The sequence below is a fragment of the Thalassotalea castellviae genome (assembly GCF_031846185.1).
GTDB lineage: Bacteria > Pseudomonadota > Gammaproteobacteria > Enterobacterales > Alteromonadaceae > Thalassotalea_H > Thalassotalea_H castellviae.
Genome location: NZ_JAVRIF010000010.1, coordinates 71,311 through 87,695 on the forward strand (window position 1 = coordinate 71,311; position 16,385 = coordinate 87,695).

Genomic DNA, 16,385 nt, shown 5'->3' on the forward strand with positions numbered 1-16,385 from the left:
TATCAATAAGCTTATTATGTATATTTAATAGACCATCAATTTCATAAAAAAGTCACTTTTAAGTGTAGTTTAATTATATCCAAAAGTTACAATCGCAGAAACTCTCTTTTTGAATGGTTTAACATAACGTTTAAACAGAGAATTTATTTGAACGTAACAGTGACCTGATTGCAACCATCTGACGTTTGCGCGTAATGAAGTTGCCAATGTTGTCGTCTGACGATTTTGCTGACAATACTTAAACCAATACCATAGCCATCGCCACGAGTAATCCCCCGTTCTAACTGCTTTTCTTCGATAACAACGTGGCTTTCAATTGAATTGGAAATGATCACAGATGCATCAACAATCTGAATTCGCACTATACCACTTAAGGTATGTTCAAAAGCGTTTCGAATAAGATTACTCAAGACAATTTGACATAACGTCAATGGTAGTTGATGCGAGCAGTTTTCATCATTGATGATACTGACCTCGATAAACTTATCCTCTATTAAATATTGATGCGTTTTTACCATGCTAGTCACAATGGCATTTAAATCAACAAGTTCGATGGGATAGTCTTTTTCATTTTTCCGACTAAGTAATAAAAGCGCTTCAGTTAACTCTTTCATATTTTCATTGGCACGTTTTATATGAGTAATTTGATCCGCAATTTGTTGAGTGCCGTTTTGCGTTCTTAAATCGATAATATCTAATGCCGAAGCAACAACGGCTATTGGGGTGCGCAATTCATGACTCGCATTTTGTAAAAATTGCTTTTCTCGTTGATGATATTGATGAATACGAGCCATGGTCTGATGTAAAGTATTTGCCACTGTGCCTATTTCAGTTTTGTCTTCCATCACGGCAAAAGACAATTCAGGTTTATTTTCATCAAGGCTCTTGGCCATCTCGGCCAGTTCTTTTAATGGATTCAAGACTTTTTTAATTAAACTTCTGGCAAGGCCAAAAAACAAAGCTATTGCTAATAACGTAATCAATCCAATCGACATGGGCTTTGTTTTTTGCCCTGCATTTTCTTATTTGAATGCGTGTTAAACACATTTCTCCTTTCACCATACTGAATTCAGTTGAGTGTTTTGAGGTATTAAAAAAGCCCGAATATTGTTATTCGGGCTTTCGTTTATTTGGCGATAGGATATAGCGGTAATATAACAATTTGCTACATCATTTCGCCAATATCTGGCATTGTAGGAGCATCACCACTCATAAATACCCATAAAACCTCTGCCAAAACTCCGCTTAGCATTTAGCCTAATTACAATAATTGCAAAATATTTTAATTTTTATGGAATAAAGTCAATGCCTCAACCGTTACCTTTATGAATTAACCAAAAACATGAAGGAAATGATCATGATTAAACTAACTAAAACGGCTTTATTTATTACCTGTGCTTTAACTGCAACAGTAAGTTCGGCAGCAACTGAATTTACGTTTAACAAAGAAACGTCGGTTCAAGCATCTCAATCAACGCAAGCAACACATTCGTCACAACCATCGGAATCGAACGCTTCATTTAATTCATCATCGAGTGCTTCCGCTAGTTTCGCGTTTCGTACAGAAACAAACGGTGACACGGTGGCTGAGCAAGTACCCGACACTGAAGAAGAGGCGGTCCTTGAAGAAGACAATCCCCAACAAGAAGGTAGTAGTTTGGCAAGTAACACAAACAATGCCGTTGAAAATGGCTCGTCGGTAACCGCAGGTGCCACTGAAAATTCAGTGAGTGCGTTGGCAACTTCATCGACATCCTTGATTGCGAAGAGTGCTGTCATAGTAGGTGAAACAAGTAATACCCTTGCATTGACAATTGCTAACAATACCGATGCCACTTCTGAGGTGACAAATTCAGTGATGTCATCCGTATCGGCTATAGGCGAAGAGTCGATGGACACGGCACTAAATACTTCGATTACGCAAAACATTCAATCAGCAGCAGAACTGTCAACAGCCGCTATTGTTGACGATGTTATTGCACAAGATCTTTCAACCAGTTTACTCGCCGCTAGCGAACAAAGTGTACAAAGCAGCATTAATGAGAGTGTTGCTCAAAGTATCAATAATGAAGTGACTAACTCTGTTGATGCTGCCGTTGAAAGCTCAATTGACACGGCACTAAATGCAACGGCATTAACAAACTTCTAACCAGCCAACAAGTTATGCGCATAATTTAATTATGCGCATTTTTATTCCAAACATATTTATTTTCGAGGTTTATATGAAACTTTACCCATCTGTTGTTAGTGCGCTATTTTCAATTACCTTACCCGTATTTGGCCAAGCTGACACCTTAGAGCATGAGATTATTATCAGTAGCGGAGTTAAACATGACAGTAAATTAACCGTGGCTGAAGTTGATGATGTAAGCACAAATGCTGATAGTGCGTTAACATTTGAAGGCGCAGTTAAACTGACTTGGCAAGCGACTGAAAACTTCACGGTAAAAGGAGGGGTTTCGCACCAGCAAACGCGTTATCAGCAATACCATGAGTATGATCTCATTTTAAACCGACTGAATACCGATATAAGTTATAAATTTGCTGATTACACTATAGGGGCAAATCATTATTATATTGATGCAAAGCTTGATAAACGTGATTTTTTATCACTTAATCAATCCAGTATTTACGGGTCTAAATTATATAATAATAAATATTTAATCAGAGTCTCTGGTGAGTTGCAAAACAAAAAGTTAACGAATCAACCGACCAGAAACGCCCAAAATATTGCCAGCTCAATTTCAAGCTTTATCTTTTTTAATCAATTTAACAGCTTTTTATCATTCACTGGCAACATATCGAATGAAAAAGCGAAAGATAATCAATTTAGCTATCAAGGGTTACGCTTTCAAGCCTTAGCGTCACATAAATTTACCGCTTATGATTTTAATCAACAACTACAGCTAGCCTTGCGCTATGATAAAAAACATTACTCTTCGAGTGAGTCACTAACACAAAACCCAACATTAGAACAACCGCAAGACTATACGACCAACAACACACGTAAAGACAATAGCCAAGTGGCAAATTTTTCATGGCTAATTAACCTCAACAACATCTGGTCGTTAGATAGTGAGTTTGAATTAGGAAAATATCAATCTAATAATGCTGCGCTTAATTATCATGAAAGTGTCACCAGCGTAAAACTTAAAGCGCGTTTTTAATATCCACTGAGCAATAATTTACGCTAATCGATAATACACTAGGAGTAAGACAAGGCTACCGACTCAATTTACCAAAACCGAAGATATTGTCTCGGCCTTGCTCTCCTAAATCTATCGCCTGACTTTGTAAAGCATCTAAATAATTTTTCGTTTTTTTCTTAGCACAAGCTGCGAAAGCTGTCACAAATGGTGTAGCTATTGATGTGCCTGTTTCATGAGAAAAACTACCGCCAGCTCTCGCAGTTTTCACCGAGACACCTAGGGCTGAAAAACCAACATAATCCCCTCTATTTGCCCAGCGATAATGCTTATCTTGATTGTCTATGGCCGTAACGCCAATAACATTGTCATAAGCTGCGGGGTACATTGGCGGCGCATTCGGGCCTTCGTTGCCTACTGCGGCAACCATGATGATATTTTTCTCGCTCATCTTGTTAATAATTTGAGCAAGTAAAGGTGTATTGGGGCCAGCTAAACTTAAATTAATCGCATCTACCTGATTCTCAACTAACCAATCTAATGCACTGACTAAATGGTATAAACTCGCAGCTTGGGCGTAGTCATTTTGTGCATAAAATGCTTGTGCCGAATAAAGGGTCGCGTTTGGCAATAAAGCTGGAAGTTCTGGTGCGCTACTTACTAATAAGGCAGACACTGCTGTTCCATGGGCTTTTGGAGGCGTGAGAGTATTATCAATAAAGCTTTTTTCGATCACTTTACTTTGTTTAAAAGCTACGTGGTTAAGATCAATGGCGGTGTCAACTACCCCAATACGTAACGGGTTTTGGCAAATAGCGTTAGACTTTATTGAATTAGCGTTATGGTTATCAGGATGATTATTCGCTGTAAATTGGCTGGCATAAACATAATTTCTAGTTAAATTTTCTTGCCATATTTTTGGGATTAATTTGAACATAGTGTCAAAGGAATTACGATGTTGAGCAACATGAATATTGACGATAATTAATTGCAGATTCGGTAATAGTTTTAGTGCAACTAGTCGCATATCATGCTTAGCGATAAACGCTTTTAATTGCGTGAGTTCATCTTGTTTAACCGTCAATAACCATTGCTGCTCAATAGCACGCCAATTGTTTTCAACAGCGACGTCTTTAAATAGTAACTTTTTTTGTTGAGATATTATTGGTAACACCGATGCTAGATGAGTAGCGGGCTGTAATGTTTTTAATTTTTCAGCGGTGATGCGACGTTTTTCTGCTTGCTGACGTTCAATTTTTTGTCTGATGCTGTTAAGTGAATTATTTAGTGGTACATTGACCTTATCAATCACATTCTGCTCAATACTTTGTGGTATTTTAATGTTGGTGTTTTGAACTTGTGCGAGTGTTTTAGCGGCCGTTGTTGGCAGTATTAAAATAAGCGCTGCGCGTACTGCGACATATTTGATTTTAATTAACCGGTTTTTCTTTAATACACACATACCAAACCTTTTATAATGAAACGAATCTTAACTAAATAACGTATAAGAAAGACAAAAATTCCCTTTATTTTAAAAAGAATGGAATAAATCATATCTTGAATCGTCTACTCATTATAGAGGAGATAAAAACATGAAGAATGAAATTATTGCATTGATTCCGATGATCCGCCGTTTTGCTTATTCATTAACGGGCAATCATCATGATGCAGATGATCTATTACAAAACACCATTGAACGTATATTAACCAAAGGTGTGCCAGAAGACGTTGAATTAACGAAATGGATGTTCCGTGTTTGTCGAAATTTATGGATTGATGAATACCGTTCTCGTCAAGTTAGGCAAGCGGCAACACAGTCACCTGAACTACACGAGCAAGCGGTTCAAGGTGAACAAGAGCAAACACAAAAACTTCGTGTAAGAGAGGTTAATCAAGCAATGTCAGTATTACCCACAGATCAACGCTCCATTTTATCGCTCGTTGCCATTCAAGGCATGTCGTATAAAGAGGTATCAGAAACACTAAGTATCCCAATTGGCACTGTGATGAGTCGACTGGCGAGAGCTAGATCGAGCTTAAGTCAATGTTTACCTTTTCAAGGAGTTGAATCATGAAAAACTTACCTTACAACGATGAAATATTATCGGCATTTCTTGATGCAGAATTACCTGAAGCGCAGATGGAAGAAATTCGTCAAGCCATACAAGAAAATGAACAACTTGCTGAGCAACTCAGTCGTTTAGCTATGGTAGACAGCGTGATTGCCCAGCAATATGAGCAAATAAATCAACAACCGCTACCTGCGAGCATTACACAGTTACTTGAGGCATTACCTGAAGCCAATGCCGATCATGAGACTATTGAAAAGGCAAAAGAGTTTTCTACCGGCTCTAACAGCAATTTAAAAGACAGTAACAATGTGGTGAGTTTGTCATTATGGCGACGCTCGAAACAGGCAATAAAAGAACATTATGCCATTGCCGCAAGTTTCACCGCTATGTGTGTTTTTGCTAGTGCGTTATTTGTGCTCACTCCTAATGAGAATGCACACTGGCAAGAGATTGCTGCCTTGTTAGAAGTACAAACAAGTGGCGCTTCTAAAACATTACCCACAGGTGAAACCTTTAGTGTAGCCTTAACCTTTGAAAATGCTCAGGGTGATTTTTGTCGCAAATATACCATTGAGGGAGCGGAAAAGTCTCAGCAAAGCTTAGCGTGTCGAGTAAATGAACAATGGCAACCCACATTAACTTTATACCAAAATAAATCAACCACACAGCAATATCAAACGGCAACCACTCAAAATATGCTTAGGGAATATATTGATAAAAATGCTGTTGGAGATTTCTTAACAATTGATGCTGAAAAGCAAGTGATAAAACAAAACTGGCGTGAGGAGAATAAATAATGAAAAAGTTACTAACGAGTTTAATCATATTACTAAGCGTTACCGGTTGTAGTTCAGTTCATGAATATAAACCAGTGAACCATACTGGCTATGGCTATCAAGAAAGTGTGCTTAATGACAATGTGATACGTGTACACTTTACTTCACGTAGTAACAATAAATTAAAAGTAATTGACTACACTTTGCTACGTTCAGCCGAGCTTACGTTAAACCAGGGCTATGATTGGTTTGTGATCACACATCGTGAGGTGTATGTTGATCGTAAAAAAATTAATTCATCACTTTCACTGCAACGACATTATCAAACATCGACTCAATGTGGTTTATTAACTTGTAGTAAAACACCTAGTCATAATACTAGTGTTGGCTTATCGATTAATGATAAACCCCAAGAAGATATTGAAAGCATCATGGAAATAAAATTAGGAAAAGGGGTTCGCCCTGATGAAAAAGACAGTTTTGATGCGCGCCAGTTAAGCGAGAACTTACGACTAAAATATCAAATATCCAGTGATGCTTAACTTTGAGTATTATCCCAGTTCACACGAGACTGATTTTAATCCACCTCTTGAAAGTTAATGGCAACCACATATAACTTTAAAAATGGCAGGACAATAATCTAACAAGCCCAATAAACAATATTTGGGCTTGTATACCTTTAACTTACCGGCTAACAATTAAAGGTTGAAGCGACACAGTTTATTTTGCTGAGACTTTTCGAAATTAAAAGTTCAGGTCAAAGCTACTACATTTTTTCGCTTCTTTATATGGCCGATGCATGGTTCACTATGATGTCATTTCACGATCTTGTGTTGCATTTACAGATGGTTATTCACCCTACTGCATTGTATCTTAATAATGCGTGAAATTTCGAAAATAAATCTGCTTTGCTAAATTTAAAGCGAGCTTATTCAGTTGAGTGCAATGGGCGCTCATAACGCATAATTAAGACAAGACAATAGCGTGATAGTTTTGATTAACCAATCAAAAAATAAATAACACGAAATGAGATTCCACCCTTGATACCCCCATAAATTAATTGCCTTGTTAAACAGTTGAAACTTGGTGAAGTAAGATGCTTGATAAGTAAAGGGGCATTTTCGTATTGAAATGAGATATGGTGCTATATTTAATTAAATCCTATAAACTCAGTACATTATTTTAAATGGAAAAATAATACGATAAAGGGAAAATAACGGATGAAAAATTTCTCTGTTTCACAAGATTTCAGATCTTACCGCCTCACCAATATTGATATGTTACGAGGACTGGTTATTATTATTATGGCAATCGATCATGTTCGTGATTTTTTCATGATTAACATGATTCAAGATCCTATGTCTCAACCTGATATTCCAGCCAGTATTTACTTTACACGTTGGATCACGCATTTTTGCGCACCTGTTTTTGTGTTTCTAGCCGGCACTTCTGTTGGTTTAATGGCGACTCGTAAATCTAAGCATGATTTGGCTGCATTTCTAGTAAAAAGAGGGATCTGGCTAATTTTTGTGGAAGTAGTCTTTATTTCTTCTCTCTATACCATGTCTCCTTTTCAAGGAATATTGCAGTTTGGCGGCTCTACATTAATTGCACTACAGGTCATCTGGGCAATTGGTGCTTCTATGATAGTTCTAGCAGGATTCCAGTATTTAGGGGCAAAGACTTGTCTAATCATTGCTGCAATTATACTGCTTGGCCACAATGCACTTGATACAATTTGGCCAGCAGGAAATTTGTTTTCCGGTACTAATCCTGTTTGGTATGGACTTCATGTTCAATCTTCCATTAAAGCCGGTCCTCTTCATATTGCGTTTGTCTACCCGCTACTCTCTTGGATAGGTGTTATGTTATTGGGTTACGGCACTGCCTTTATTTTTGAGAAAAAACCTGAAACTCGGGATCCCATACTAATAAAATATGGCCTAATAATGATCCTTGCTTTCATTGCCTTGAGATTATCAGGGCTATATGGTGATGCAAACTCCTGGAAATTGTCGGAGATTGGCCTAGTTGCAACAATATTCGACTTTATGAACGTAACTAAATATCCACCCAGTCTGCTTTTTCTACTTATAACCTTGGGGCCTATGGCAATCTTATGTGGCTATGCTGATCGAATGACAGGTTGGCTTAAAGATACCTTGGTGATGTTTGGTCGAGTACCTTTTGCTTTTTACCTGGCTCATTATTGTTTAATCCGTCTTTATAGTTTCATTCTGGGAAATATTCAAGGGTTTGACAGCAGTGAGCTGTTAGTATTCTTTTTCTTTTTTCCTAAAGGTTATGGAGTAAGTTTGGAGTGGGTTTATGTGATTTGGGCACTGGTTATTATTACACTCTACCCTCTTTGTAAATGGGTTGCAGAGATAAAGGCTCAACGAAAAGACTGGTGGTTAAGTTATCTCTAGATGAAATGGTTTAATTTTCGATATCTGTGCGCACAAAGTGAGCTTTATGCGACAAAACGTTAAAGGAGTATTCTCGCGCTTTTTTATCTGATAGCATAAATTAAATCTTCAATGTACTACTAAGTTATTGAAAAATAGTCAGATTGAAAATTTAAATCGTCCGGTTACGTATCAAAGAAGGCATTAGATTCGACTAAGAGACAGTTTTTATGTTGCCACAATTGCTCAATAACAAAAGTATTATTAGATATTGATAAACAGCTAATAAAAAGCCCGAATAGTGATATTCGGGCTTTTATTTAATAAGGGATTGGACTTATTTAGGTGCAGGGTAAATTGTTTAGTTCAAGGCGCTTTATAATGACGTTTAGTGTTTCTTAAACGAGTGATAAAGCAACGATGAAAAAGGCAATTTAAACAAGCATAAATTACATCATGCCGCCCATGCCGCCCATTCCGCCCATGCCGCCCATATCAGGCATTGCAGGAGCTGCACCACCATCTTTAACCGGCGCGTCTGTGATCATCGCTTCTGTTGTTAACATTAAGCCAGCAACCGACGCGGCAAATTGTAACGCTGAACGAGTTACTTTAGTTGGGTCTAAGATACCCATTTCTAACATATCGCCGTATTCGCTGTTACCGGCATTGTAACCGTAGTTACCTTCGCCATTACGTACTGCATTTAACACTACTGAAGCTTCGTCACCACAGTTGTTCACGATTTGACGTAAAGGCGCTTCCATCGCACGAATTGCAACGTTGATACCGTGAGTTTGGTCTTCGTTAGCACCTTCAAGGTCTTTAATTGCGTCAGCTGCGCGAACTAATGCAACACCACCACCAGCAACAACACCTTCTTCAACGGCTGCGCGTGTCGCATGTAATGCATCTTCAACACGTGCTTTTTTCTCTTTCATTTCAACTTCGGTAGCGGCACCAATTTTGATAACGGCAACACCGCCCGCTAATTTCGCTAAACGCTCTTGTAATTTTTCTTTGTCGTAATCTGAAGATGACTCTTCAATTTGACCACGAATTTGAGCAACACGAGCTTGAATGTCTGCTTCTTCACCAATACCGTCAATAATCGTGGTGTTGTCCTTAGAGATAACAACACGTTTCGCTTGACCTAAATCTTCTAATGTTGCTTTTTCAAGCTCCATGCCGATTTCTTCGGAAATTACGGTACCTGCGGTTAATGTTGCAATGTCTTGTAACATTGCTTTACGGCGATCACCAAAACCAGGCGCTTTAACCGCTGCTACTTTCACAATACCACGCATGTTGTTTACAACTAATGTTGCCAACGCTTCGCCTTCAACATCTTCAGCAATAATTAATAATGGTTTACCGGCTTTAGCAACACCTTCAAGCGTTGTTAATAGTTCACGGATATTAGAAACTTTTTTATCGACTAATAAAATAAATGGGTTTTCTAATTCAACACTGCCGCTTTCTTGGTTATTGATGAAATATGGTGATAAATAACCACGGTCAAACTGCATACCTTCAACAACGTCTAATTCGTCAGTTAATGCTTGACCTTCTTCAACGGTAATAACACCTTCAGTGCCTACTTTATCCATTGCTGTAGCAATGATTTGGCCAACGGTTTCATCAGAGTTAGCAGAAATAGTACCTACTTGTTCGATAGCTTTGTTGTCTGCACATTCTTGAGAAGCACCTTTAAGCGCTTCAACAGCAGCAATAACTGCTTTGTCGATCCCGCGTTTAAGATCCATTGGGTTCATACCCGCTGCAATTGATTTTAAACCTTCATTAACAATTGCTTGTGCTAAAACTGTTGCTGTTGTTGTACCGTCACCAGCTTCATCATTGGCTTTAGAAGCAACTTCTTTCACCATTTGAGCGCCCATGTTTTCGAATTTATCTTCTAATTCGATTTCTTTCGCTACTGACACACCATCTTTAGTGATAGTTGGGCCACCAAATGATTTATCTAATACTACGTTACGACCTTTAGGGCCTAAAGTTACTTTTACTGCATCAGCTAATACGTTAACGCCTTTCAGCATTTTAACACGTGCGTCGTTACCAAATAATACGTCTTTTGCCATTGTCTTAAATTCCTATATTCAAAATATTCATTAATGCTTTGCTTTAAACTAGTTAGCTATAGAGCAAAGAAAAAGCGCGGAGCTTACGAAAGTAAGTGAGCACTTTTGATGCCGCTATAAGGCTTAAATAGCGACAAGCTAAGTGATTAATTATTCTACGATTGCTAAAATATCAGCTTCGCTAAGAATTAATACGTCTTCGCCGTCAATTTTTTCTGTTTTAACGCCATAACCTTCATTGAAGATTACTTGATCGCCAACTTTAACGTCTAATGCACGTACTTCGCCGTTTTCTAAAATACGGCCGTTACCTACAGCTACAACTTCACCGCGCGTTGACTTTTCTGCAGCACTACCTGTTAATACAATACCGCCAGCAGATTTTGACTCTACTTCTTTACGCTTAATGATTACGCGATCATGTAATGGACGAATGCTCATTTATTTTCTCTCCGAGATGTTACTTAACTTAAAGGTTTAAATTAGGGTTATTAAAAAATTGGTTTGTAAATACCTGTGAAAATAAGATGGGGCTTATTTAATACTTCACAAGCCCTAAATCATATTTTTTTAATCTTTACGTTCAAACTCACCATCAATGGTTTTTCCTTGATGCGACTCATTATGTAAATCAGCAGGGTTTTGTCCAAAATCATTCTGGTTAAAGTCCGAATGATTAAAGTGCTGAGAATGCACACTAAAACCTGCACTAGAAGAAGATATATTGGTTTTTAAATGCTGTTGCACCGAGTTAATCAATGCCTTCCGTATTTGGGGCACCAGTAAAGATAACCCGAAAAAGTCAGTCACAAAACCTGGCGTCACCAGTAAAACACCAGCCACTAATAATAAAAGCCCGGCAACTATTTCATCCGATGGCATTTCACCTTGAGCCATTTTAGTTTGCACGGACTGTAAAGTTGCTATGCCTTGTTGTTTGACATTTTTAGCGCCAAGCCATGCCGTGATAATGACAATTGCAATGGTTGGCCAAGCCCCTAAGATAGCGCCAACATTTATAAGCACCATAATTTCAATGATTGGAACAATGATAAAAAGTAAAAATAAAACTCTAAACATAAAATTTCTCTTTTAATAGATGAAACAAATATGGGGTTGTTCAGGTCTTTTTCAAGCATGAAGCTTCAGCAGAGTCATTGCAATTTAATCTGCTTGTTGATTCAATAGCAAAAATAGCAAGTTAGATTGTTTATTTAAGCTTAAGTTAAGGAAACATCATTAATGTATCAGGTTGTGCTTTGTACCTGCCCTACAATGACGTCAGCAAAAGAAATAGCGACACATTTAGTGCAACATAAATTAGCGGCTTGTATCAATATCATTCCCAATGTTATGTCTATTTATCGTTGGCAAAACGTTATTGAACATAGCGAAGAAATACAATTATTGATTAAAACCGAGAGTGTCAAATTTGATATTGTAAGCCGTGAAATCAAACGCTTACATCCTTATGATACTCCTGAAGTTGTCGCTTTGAACATCCAGCAAGGTGATACGCATTATTTAAACTGGATCAAAGAATCATTGAATTAACATTATGAAACAATTATCACGTGCTTTATTCTTGTTCGCGCTATTTTTTTCCACCCAAGTAAGTTTCGTTACTTTTGCACAACAATCAATTTTTGACACATCCTCCTCACTGTTTAGTAACGAAGATGAGTTTTTAAAGCCAGAGCAAGCCTTTGTATTTAATTTTGACCAAAATAATAGCCAAGTTGCGGTCACGTTCGAGATAGCTGAAGGTTACTACTTATACAAGCAACAATTTAAATTCACCGCTGAAAACAGTGAGCTTGCTGAGGTTGTTTTGCCCATAGGCATTGACCATGAAGATGAATTTTTTGGTAAACAACAAATTTATAAAGGCTCGTTAGCCTTTGCTGTGCCATTAATTTCAGTTGCCTCGGATGGTTTATTACACATACGATATCAAGGTTGTGCTGAGAAAGGCTTATGTTTTCCACCCATAACCAAAACGATTAGCTTAAGTAAAATCAGCACAAATAATTCAGCTGTATTATCAGCACTTGCTCAACCGACCACCGAATCGACTAGCTCAAATAATGTCGCTGACGTTGATAATGATGTTAGTGAGCAACATGAGCTAGCGGCAATGTTAGCAGGTAACAATGTTTGGCTGACATTAATCGCTTTTTTTGCTGGCGGATTATTATTGTCTTTTACCCCCTGTGTATTCCCTATGTATCCTATTTTGACTGGGATCATTGTTGGCCAGAAAGATAAATTATCGACGAAAAAAGCCTTTAGTTTATCTTTCTTTTATGTACAAGGCATGGCGCTTACCTATACCGCATTAGGCATTGTTGTTGCACTTGCTGGGGCAAAATTTCAAGCCATGTTTCAACATCCTTATGTATTAATAGCTTTAAGTATATTATTTATCTTTTTAGCATTATCCATGTTTGGTTTATTTAATCTTGCACTGCCAAGTAGTTGGCAGAACAAACTCAACAATATCAGCAATGGCCAAAAAGGCGGTTCATATTGGGGAGTGTTAATGATGGGCGCAATTTCAGGTTTAGTTGCCTCACCATGTACTACTGCGCCTTTAACAGGAGCACTGTTATATATTTCTCAATCGGGTGATATTGCCTTAGGTGCGTCTGCGTTATACGCATTAAGTTTAGGCATGGGGTTGCCGTTATTAATTTTAGGCAGTTCCGGCGGAAAAATTCTCCCTAAAGCGGGTGGCTGGATGAATGTCATCAAAAATATCTTTGGTTTGCTATTGTTAGCCGTACCTATTTTCTTATTAGAGCGTTTTATTCCTGCAATATTCACTCAAATATTATGGGTAAGTTTAATATTAGCTAGTGCTACTTATTTTTATGTGGTGAATAGAGATACCAAAACTAACTTTGCTTTTGGCGTAAGAAGTTTAATCATTTTTCTAATGATGTTTTATGGCGCTCAAAAAGCCTATCATTTAATTCATCCGGAACCGGTAAATTCTGTCGTCACACATTCGGAAAATACCTTTATTAAAGTAGCGTCATTAAATGAACTCCAAGAGCAAATTAGCTTAGCAAATACTCAAGGGAAAACAGTTATGGTTGACCTTTATGCAGACTGGTGTATTGCTTGTAAAGAGTTTGAAGAATACACTTTTCCGGATCCAGCAGTTCAAAAAGCGCTAATGAATACCGTAATGATACAAATAGATTTGACCGATATGGGCAGTGAAGAAAATGTTGAATTTATGGGACACTTTGAAGTATTTGGATTACCATCAATATTATTCTTTGATTTGCAAGGTAAAGAACTAACCACGAAACGCGTCACAGGTTTTATGTCTGCTGAACCCTTTGCCGCACATGTAAAGGCCATTTTTTAGCTTGTAAGGTTTTCTAATCTAACGTTAAAGACATCAAAATAAGGCTCAAAGTCGTTTAGTCAAACACGACTTGAGCCGTTGTTTTCCAATAACCATCACTAATTTGGCTTTTTATAAAATCAAATAATTCAGCTTCAGGTATCGGTTTAGAGAAATAATATCCTTGGATAATATCACAATCATTTTCCGCTAAGCTTCTCAATTGAGCACCAGTTTCAACCCCTTCGGCAACCACTTTTAAGCCCAAATTTTTCACCATGGCGATCGTTGATATAATAATTTGATAATCGGCATGATTCTCTAACATACCAAAGATAAAGCTTTTATCTATTTTAATGACATCAACTGGCATTTTTTTGATGTAAGCTAAGGATGAATAACCGGTACCAAAGTCATCGATAGCAAAACTAAAGCCGATCTCTTTTAGTGCATTCATCATTTCTATTGCTCGATCAATATCTTTAACTAACGTTTGTTCGGTCAGCTCTAACTCGAAACATTTAGCAGGTAAATTAAACTCAGCTAAAAGAGCACGAAGAAAACTAGGTAAATTAACATCTATAAACTGGCCTGCGGATAAGTTAATGGCAATACGCACTTCATTTAAGCCTAAATTCCGCAATTCTTGGCAGTGCTCAAAGCAACGACGAATAATCCAATAACCTAGCTCAACCATATGCTCAGAGTTTTCCAAAATTGGAATAAAATCATCCGGTGAGATCATGCCTTTCTCAGGGTGTTTCCAACGTAACAAAGCTTCAAAACCATATAACTGCTTACTCTTAGCAACAATTTGCGGTTGTAAACTTAAACTAAATTGACCTTTCGCTAATGCTTGGCGAACTTCCGACTCCATCATGACTCGATGCGCAACTCGTTGATACATATCTTGATGATAAATATGGAATTGGTCGCCACCATTATCTTTAGCTTCGTACATGGCGATATCAGCCTGACTCACCAATTGCTCTGCTTTAATGGTTTCATCATCACTAAAGGCAATACCAATGCTGGTAGAGACATAAAAGATACTCGATTTAATTTTGATTGGTTTCTTAAAGCGTTCTAATATTTCTTGAGCAATGGGCTCTGCTTCTTCAGCTGAGGTAACATTGTTTAATACAATAACGAATTCATCCCCGCCAAAACGACACGCTAAATCAACATTTCTTATGCTTAAGCGAACACGATTTGCTGCTTCAATTAATAATTTATCGCCTTCACTGTGACCATGACTGTCATTTACTTTTTTAAAGTCATCTAAATCGAGAAACAAGATTGCCACACCTTGTTTATAACGAGAAATATTCGCCACGGCTTTTCTAATCTGATAATTAAGCATATTTCGATTAGGTAACCCGGTTAGCAAGTCATACATGGCAATATTTTCGAGCTCTTTAGTTTTTTGCTCTATTTCAATGTTCAGTTGCTCTAATTCATAACTTAATTCGGTAGCTGAATCAGCAACAATATCTAGTTCGTCTACTAATAATCGGCGTCGTTTTAATCGAATTTTTCGAAATTGTTCAAATTCTTTTTTCGCGAGAAGTGGTAACGCATTGGATAATGTAAGAATTCTATTGGTAAAAGGGTTAGCAACCAGGTAAACCAAGATAGCTAAAGTGATAAAGATTAACGATGAGGATAATAAAAACTGAAATCGATATTGTTTATATTCATCTTTTATCGAGGTAACATCATCAACTAACGACAAATAAAATTGTTTTTTATTTGTCTCAGCTAACATCATTAAATTCATTAAATAACTATTACTATGAATATCGACTTGAAACCCTAGCTCTTTCACTTCATCAACGTATACGTTTTTGCCGATATTATCGATGAGCCCTTGCATCAATCCAACATTTGACGTTGATAAAAATTCGGCATCTGAAACTAACACTTTGTTTTGTTTATTAAAACTGACAACCGCAATTTCACTGTTTAATGCTTGGTTTATCGAATAAATAACATCTACCAGTGACATTGTCATCACAATAACCGCTAAGTCACCTTGCCGATTAAGTATCGGGACGGCAATAAGTTGTTCACAATGCTTTGCACAATATAATTGATGAAAAGGCTCTTGTTCTGATAGCACTTTTAAAGCGGTATTTTGTGCATATTCGGTTAATTGAACCGTACTAAATAGCAGTTGATTTTGATTATCGATCAACCAAACATTTTCAACATTATGGTTGAGCTGCAACGCATCAACTTGCCTGGCTAATGCCGTAGACAAGCTTACTAAATTACTTTCATTATTTAATTGGACAACATCGCTAAACGATTCGATCCAAAGCGTTAATTTTTCGCGAGCAATACCAGTATGTAATGCAAGCTGGCTTTTACTTTGTTTAACTTTTTCAACTTGAAATTGCTTAAATTCATTATTTAAACGTGAAATTGATAACAGTGATATACCCGCACTAAGAATCAATAAAGCACTAACGACTAGAATCAATAGTTTGGCAGGAACACTAACAAATAACTTTTTCATTC

The 16,385-nt window shown here is 37.4% G+C and carries 14 protein-coding genes; 8 read left to right on the forward strand and 6 right to left on the reverse strand.

The annotated features are described in order from the left end of the window. Positions 1 to 143 precede the first annotated feature (143 nt). Positions 144 to 995: a sensor histidine kinase gene (locus RM573_RS15350; RefSeq protein WP_311583989.1), complete on the reverse strand. Its 852-nt coding sequence runs from the start codon at positions 993 to 995 to the stop codon at positions 144 to 146. A 362-nt stretch (positions 996 to 1,357) separates the two neighbouring features. On the opposite strand from RM573_RS15350, the gene RM573_RS15355 reads away from it, so the two are divergent. Together RM573_RS15355 and RM573_RS15360 are read left to right on the forward strand one after the other, a co-directional pair. Continuing rightward, entirely contained in the window at positions 1,358 to 2,149 is a 792-nt protein-coding gene (locus tag RM573_RS15355) for a hypothetical protein (RefSeq protein WP_311583991.1), read from the forward strand. A gap of 73 nt (positions 2,150 to 2,222) precedes the next feature. After that, positions 2,223 to 3,167 carry a hypothetical protein gene (locus RM573_RS15360; protein ID WP_311583993.1) on the forward strand — a complete coding sequence of 315 codons (945 nt, stop codon included), beginning with the start codon at positions 2,223 to 2,225 and terminating at the stop codon, positions 3,165 to 3,167. 55 nt (positions 3,168 to 3,222) lie between these two features. Here RM573_RS15360 and RM573_RS15365 read toward each other — a convergent pair whose 3' ends face one another. Then, the gene (locus RM573_RS15365) at positions 3,223 to 4,608 is read right to left on the reverse strand and encodes a S8 family serine peptidase (protein ID WP_311583995.1); all 1,386 of its coding nucleotides are present in this window, start codon (positions 4,606 to 4,608) and stop codon (positions 3,223 to 3,225) included. Positions 4,609 to 4,738: 130 nt separating this feature from the next. On the opposite strand from RM573_RS15365, the gene RM573_RS15370 reads away from it, so the two are divergent. The 4 genes from RM573_RS15370 (at position 4,739) to RM573_RS15385 (ending at position 8,423) form a co-directional block, all read left to right on the forward strand. Continuing rightward, on the forward strand, positions 4,739 to 5,221 hold the full coding sequence (locus RM573_RS15370) for an RNA polymerase sigma factor (RefSeq protein WP_311583998.1): 483 nt from the start codon (positions 4,739 to 4,741) through the stop codon (positions 5,219 to 5,221). Next, on the forward strand, positions 5,218 to 6,015 hold the full coding sequence (locus RM573_RS15375; RefSeq protein WP_311584000.1) for an anti-sigma factor family protein: 798 nt from the start codon (positions 5,218 to 5,220) through the stop codon (positions 6,013 to 6,015). Before RM573_RS15370 ends, RM573_RS15375 begins: the two co-directional genes overlap by 4 nt. Continuing rightward, a complete protein-coding gene (locus tag RM573_RS15380) occupies positions 6,015 to 6,536 on the forward strand; it encodes a CC0125/CC1285 family lipoprotein (RefSeq protein WP_311584002.1) in 522 nt (173 codons plus the stop codon). Before RM573_RS15375 ends, RM573_RS15380 begins: the two co-directional genes overlap by 1 nt. A gap of 678 nt (positions 6,537 to 7,214) precedes the next feature. Next, positions 7,215 to 8,423 carry an acetyltransferase domain-containing protein gene (locus RM573_RS15385; protein ID WP_311584004.1) on the forward strand — a complete coding sequence of 403 codons (1,209 nt, stop codon included), beginning with the start codon at positions 7,215 to 7,217 and terminating at the stop codon, positions 8,421 to 8,423. A 428-nt stretch (positions 8,424 to 8,851) separates the two neighbouring features. On the opposite strand, the gene groL is transcribed toward RM573_RS15385, so the two are convergent. The 3 genes from groL to RM573_RS15400 form a co-directional block, all read right to left on the reverse strand. Then, the gene (gene groL / locus RM573_RS15390; protein ID WP_311584006.1) at positions 8,852 to 10,504 is read right to left on the reverse strand and encodes a chaperonin GroEL; all 1,653 of its coding nucleotides are present in this window, start codon (positions 10,502 to 10,504) and stop codon (positions 8,852 to 8,854) included. A 150-nt stretch (positions 10,505 to 10,654) separates the two neighbouring features. Beyond that, positions 10,655 to 10,945, reverse strand: a complete 291-nt coding sequence (locus tag RM573_RS15395) for a co-chaperone GroES (protein ID WP_311584008.1) — start codon at positions 10,943 to 10,945, stop codon at positions 10,655 to 10,657. A 129-nt stretch (positions 10,946 to 11,074) separates the two neighbouring features. Then, positions 11,075 to 11,584 carry an FxsA family protein gene (locus tag RM573_RS15400; RefSeq protein ID WP_311584010.1) on the reverse strand — a complete coding sequence of 170 codons (510 nt, stop codon included), beginning with the start codon at positions 11,582 to 11,584 and terminating at the stop codon, positions 11,075 to 11,077. Between the two features lie 162 nt (positions 11,585 to 11,746). Here RM573_RS15400 and cutA point away from each other — a divergent pair, with 162 nt between their 5' ends. Both cutA and RM573_RS15410 read left to right on the forward strand, forming a co-directional pair. Then, positions 11,747 to 12,058: a divalent-cation tolerance protein CutA gene (cutA, locus tag RM573_RS15405; protein WP_311584012.1), complete on the forward strand. Its 312-nt coding sequence runs from the start codon at positions 11,747 to 11,749 to the stop codon at positions 12,056 to 12,058. Positions 12,059 to 12,062: 4 nt separating this feature from the next. Continuing rightward, positions 12,063 to 13,883: a protein-disulfide reductase DsbD gene (locus RM573_RS15410; protein WP_311584014.1), complete on the forward strand. Its 1,821-nt coding sequence runs from the start codon at positions 12,063 to 12,065 to the stop codon at positions 13,881 to 13,883. 55 nt (positions 13,884 to 13,938) lie between these two features. On the opposite strand, the gene RM573_RS15415 is transcribed toward RM573_RS15410, so the two are convergent. Then, complete coding sequence (locus RM573_RS15415) at positions 13,939 to 16,383, reverse strand: bifunctional diguanylate cyclase/phosphodiesterase (RefSeq protein WP_311584016.1); 2,445 nt, start codon at positions 16,381 to 16,383, stop codon at positions 13,939 to 13,941. Between the last annotated feature and the right edge of the window lie 2 nt (positions 16,384 to 16,385).

What these genes read in the sequence shown, in the direction of transcription:
- RM573_RS15350 (WP_311583989.1), bottom strand. Translation starts at nt 995, where the DNA reads ATGTCGATTGGATTGATTACGTTATTAGCAATAGCTTTGTTTTTTGGC.
- RM573_RS15355 (WP_311583991.1), top strand. Translation starts at nt 1,358, where the DNA reads ATGATTAAACTAACTAAAACGGCTTTATTTATTACCTGTGCTTTAACT.
- RM573_RS15360 (WP_311583993.1), top strand. Translation starts at nt 2,223, where the DNA reads ATGAAACTTTACCCATCTGTTGTTAGTGCGCTATTTTCAATTACCTTA.
- RM573_RS15365 (WP_311583995.1), bottom strand. Translation starts at nt 4,608, where the DNA reads ATGTGTGTATTAAAGAAAAACCGGTTAATTAAAATCAAATATGTCGCA.
- RM573_RS15370 (WP_311583998.1), top strand. Translation starts at nt 4,739, where the DNA reads ATGAAGAATGAAATTATTGCATTGATTCCGATGATCCGCCGTTTTGCT.
- RM573_RS15375 (WP_311584000.1), top strand. Translation starts at nt 5,218, where the DNA reads ATGAAAAACTTACCTTACAACGATGAAATATTATCGGCATTTCTTGAT.
- RM573_RS15380 (WP_311584002.1), top strand. Translation starts at nt 6,015, where the DNA reads ATGAAAAAGTTACTAACGAGTTTAATCATATTACTAAGCGTTACCGGT.
- RM573_RS15385 (WP_311584004.1), top strand. Translation starts at nt 7,215, where the DNA reads ATGAAAAATTTCTCTGTTTCACAAGATTTCAGATCTTACCGCCTCACC.
- groL (WP_311584006.1), bottom strand. Translation starts at nt 10,504, where the DNA reads ATGGCAAAAGACGTATTATTTGGTAACGACGCACGTGTTAAAATGCTG.
- RM573_RS15395 (WP_311584008.1), bottom strand. Translation starts at nt 10,945, where the DNA reads ATGAGCATTCGTCCATTACATGATCGCGTAATCATTAAGCGTAAAGAA.
- RM573_RS15400 (WP_311584010.1), bottom strand. Translation starts at nt 11,584, where the DNA reads ATGTTTAGAGTTTTATTTTTACTTTTTATCATTGTTCCAATCATTGAA.
- cutA (WP_311584012.1), top strand. Translation starts at nt 11,747, where the DNA reads ATGTATCAGGTTGTGCTTTGTACCTGCCCTACAATGACGTCAGCAAAA.
- RM573_RS15410 (WP_311584014.1), top strand. Translation starts at nt 12,063, where the DNA reads ATGAAACAATTATCACGTGCTTTATTCTTGTTCGCGCTATTTTTTTCC.
- RM573_RS15415 (WP_311584016.1), bottom strand. Translation starts at nt 16,383, where the DNA reads ATGAAAAAGTTATTTGTTAGTGTTCCTGCCAAACTATTGATTCTAGTC.